Consider the following 3,324-nt stretch of genomic DNA (forward strand, 5'->3'; position numbering starts at 1 on the left):
CGCAGCAGCACAGGCCGCCACAGCAGCCGACACCCACGAGGACCCGCAGTCCTCGACCTGACACCCACAGGATGTCACCACGCCTCCCCTCACGATTGCTGTCCGCGACGGGGAGGCACTTTTATGCCCACTTTTCCCAGCAACACCAACAGCATACCCAATAACTTAGGTAAACCTAACCCGCCCATAATCCTCCGGCGTAACGCTGGGCGTACCCCTGAGCATAGGACCCGGCATAACCCCCCGCGTAAGGCTGTGCGTAAACCTCCGCGTAGAGGCTGGCGTAGAGCTATGCGTGCCCCAGGGCGTGACACCGGGCACACCACCCGGCACCACCCAGAACCCACCCCTACCAGCACCAACACCCCCACCACAGCACACCCCGAAAAACGCGCGGGGAAGGCGCCCGGGAATGGGCGGGAGGGGCGCGTCCCCGAGGGGGACGGGGTAGGGGGCGACGAGGATACTCCCGTCGCCCCCTACTTCCTCTACAGCCCCAGAAAACGAACCAAGGCGGCCAACAAGTCCAAGACCTTATCGGGATTGGTCACCGCCCAAAAAACCACCAACCCAAATCCTTTGAGCGCCAGTGCCCCCCAACGGCGCTTTTTGGGCGCTCTCTCGACCGTCGTTACCGTCACCGTCTTGACCCGCCCCACGAGCCGCCCACGGCGGTTATACGAACGCTCCGTACTCTCCGTGCGGGAAACCTCTACAACCCCTTTTCCTACCCCATTCCTATTGGACATCTTGGTTGCCTCCATTAAATTATTGAACAATTATTCCTGTTCACACCTTAATTATAACAAAATTGCTCACATCTTGCAAGCCTTTTATGCAATAACCGCAGGTCAGAACCGGAACCGGACACGCCGAAGACGCCAGCAACGCCCCGACACCCCCAATATCAGCAACCAGAGACACAAACAGGGGCAGAGGAGAGGGTAGGAGGGGAGGGGCCCCAAAAAAATGGGGATGACAGAAACCCTAGAAAATCAACCCAAAACCACTTGACAATCACCATTCAAACCGGTAACGTTATAGGTGGTTGGGAGGAACCCCTCCCAACAAATGAAGAACCCCCTGGGGTGCAACCAGGGGGTTCAACAACTAAACAGGGAGGAGGTGATCGTGATGACGATCGGAGAACTAATCGGCCTAGCAAGCACGGTTCTCGCTCTCCCGGGATCCATCGTAGCAGTCATCGAGCTGTGGCAGATGTTCAAGCCCGGGCACGGCCGACACCGCAAGTGAGGCCAACGGCGTGGCCCCACGGGAAACCGTGGGGCCACCCCCCCACCTCCCTCGACCACCAACGAGAGCCCGGGGTGTGGGCGCGGGCGGGAGGGCCCGCGCCCACACCCCGGGAGAGAGCACCAGGAAGGGAACCACGATGACCGCCCCCAACAGGAAGCCCCAGGAGTACCTAAGCCTGGCCGGCTTCGCCCAGCGCGTCGGCCTGAGCCCGGGCACTCTCGCCTCCTACACCCGCAAGAACCTCCTCCCTGACCCCGACGTCATCATCACCGACGGGCAGGGCGGCCGACAGATCCGCGGATGGACACCCGCCACCATCGACTACTGGACCACCCACCGCGTCGGACGTGGCTACCGCAGCGACCTCAGACGCCCCAAAAACACTTAGCAAAGCCGTTTACGGTATCCGGCATGCCGGTACGCATGACTGACGAACAGCTGCGGGCCTGGATCCGTGAAGCCGAGGAAGGCTACGACGTCGACGCACTCAAGCATGAGCACGCGCAACAACGGAGAAAGCCGCTCAGGGGCGCTGTGAGCACCCCCGAGCGGCCCCCCGGCCCGAAAGGGCACACACCAAGGCAGACGCACAGAAATGAACCCCGGACGTCCCCGGGGTTCGAGAGGCATCAGCGGTAGATCCGTGAGCGATGGTCGACGTCAAGGGCGACCACCACCAAGCGCCCGTCATCGATATCGACCACGATGCGCCAGTCCCCCACGCGATAGCGCCACAGCCCCGCAAGGGGGCCGCTCAGCGCCTTCCCCTTCGACCGGGGATCATCGAGCCCCTCGACCTGGCGCAGATACTCCACGATCCCCCTGGCCACAGGCGGATCGACCTTGCCCAGCCGCCTACGAACGCGGTCGGTGACCTCAACCCTCCAGGCCAAGGGAACGCTCCACCTCGTCCAGCGTCCACGTCACGGCACGTCCCGCACGCACCTGCTCAACCTCGGCCAACAGGTCGTACTCGCGCTCCAGGTCATCAATGTGCTCCTCAATGGCCCGACGCAGATAGAACGCCCTCGACCTGCCCGTACGACGGGCCAGCCGATCCAACCGCTGCGAAGTCTCAACGTCGAGCCGCACCGAAGTCGGCCGAGCGGATGCCAAAGCACTCATGAACACCACCCAACCAGCGTGACTACATGTAGTCAATCCCGGTGTGCCCACCCGAAACGACCACCACGAAGAGCCGGAGAACGGGGATGGGCGGAGGGGTCCCCACACCCCGGAATAGAAAAACCCCGAAAAATCAACCCAAAACCACTTGACCATACCCACTGAAGCGTGTATAGTTATGGGTGTTGGGCGGGAAGGTCCCGCCAACAAGGGAAGGCCCCCGGGTGGAGCCGGGGGCCAGAAAGGAGACCAGAGATGAACACCAGCGACTACCTGAGCATCATCTCCCTCGTCATCACCATGGTGATGGGCCTCCCGGGGACAATCCTAGCGATTATCCAAATCCGGGACGCGCTGAAGCCCGGGAAGGGCCGTCACCACCGGCGCTTGCGCGGGCACCGGCACCGCTGAGGACGGTCGAACAGCGGCCCCCACCCGCACCGGGTGGGGGCCGCCCCACTCCCAAAGGCCACCACAGCCACACAGACGCCCTAGAACCCCCTAACCCCTATGGGGGGGCACACACGACGACAGGGGCCTTTCAGGGGCGCTCACAGCGCCCCTGAAAGGCCCCCAGCCCGAAAGAGCATCCCCGCTCACGCGGGGTCAAGCACATAACAAACCCCGGAATCCCGCCAACGCAGCCACCCTAACAACTGCCACTGACATCGCCGACCGCCCCGTGAGCGGCTGAGCGTGAGCGGCTGAGCGTGAGCGGCTGAGCGTGAGCGGCTGAGCGTGAGCGGCTGAGCGTGAGCGGCTGAGCGTGAGCGGCTGAGCGTGAGCGGCTGAGCGTGAGCGGCTGAGCGTGAGCGGCTGAGCGTGAGCGGCTGAGCGTGAGCGGCTGAGCGTGAGCGGCTGAGCGTGAGCGGCTGAGCGTGAGCGGCTGAGCGTGAGCGGCTGAGCGTGAGCGGCTGAGCGTGAGCGGCTGAGCGTGAGCGG

At 63.5% G+C, this 3,324-nt stretch carries 5 protein-coding genes; 3 read left to right on the top strand and 2 right to left on the bottom strand.

Annotated features, from left to right (window positions below; translation table 11 throughout):
• Positions 1 to 1,131: 1,131 nt before the first annotated feature.
• Both HMPREF0975_RS17155 and HMPREF0975_RS14065 read left to right on the top strand, forming a co-directional pair.
• Complete coding sequence (locus HMPREF0975_RS17155) at positions 1,132 to 1,254, top strand: hypothetical protein (RefSeq protein ID WP_269528438.1); 123 nt, start codon at positions 1,132 to 1,134, stop codon at positions 1,252 to 1,254.
• Positions 1,255 to 1,393: 139 nt separating this feature from the next.
• Complete coding sequence (locus HMPREF0975_RS14065) at positions 1,394 to 1,645, top strand: hypothetical protein (RefSeq protein ID WP_049939991.1); 252 nt, start codon at positions 1,394 to 1,396, stop codon at positions 1,643 to 1,645.
• A 241-nt stretch (positions 1,646 to 1,886) separates the two neighbouring features.
• Here the strand turns inward: HMPREF0975_RS14065 and HMPREF0975_RS14070 are convergent, their stop codons facing one another.
• Positions 1,887 to 2,150: a type II toxin-antitoxin system RelE family toxin gene (locus HMPREF0975_RS14070; protein ID WP_009234895.1), complete on the bottom strand. Its 264-nt coding sequence runs from the start codon at positions 2,148 to 2,150 to the stop codon at positions 1,887 to 1,889.
• Positions 2,134 to 2,382, bottom strand: a complete 249-nt coding sequence (gene relB / locus HMPREF0975_RS14075) for a type II toxin-antitoxin system RelB family antitoxin (protein WP_009234896.1) — start codon at positions 2,380 to 2,382, stop codon at positions 2,134 to 2,136. Before relB ends, HMPREF0975_RS14070 begins: the two co-directional genes overlap by 17 nt.
• A 255-nt stretch (positions 2,383 to 2,637) precedes the next feature.
• On the opposite strand from relB, the gene HMPREF0975_RS15880 reads away from it, so the two are divergent.
• On the top strand, positions 2,638 to 2,793 hold the full coding sequence (locus HMPREF0975_RS15880; protein ID WP_009234897.1) for a hypothetical protein: 156 nt from the start codon (positions 2,638 to 2,640) through the stop codon (positions 2,791 to 2,793).
• The last annotated feature ends 531 nt before the right edge of the window (positions 2,794 to 3,324 follow it).

It is taken from the genome of Actinomyces sp. oral taxon 849 str. F0330 (genome assembly GCF_000239715.1).
In the GTDB taxonomy this organism is placed as follows: Bacteria; Actinomycetota; Actinomycetes; order Actinomycetales; family Actinomycetaceae; genus Actinomyces; species Actinomyces johnsonii.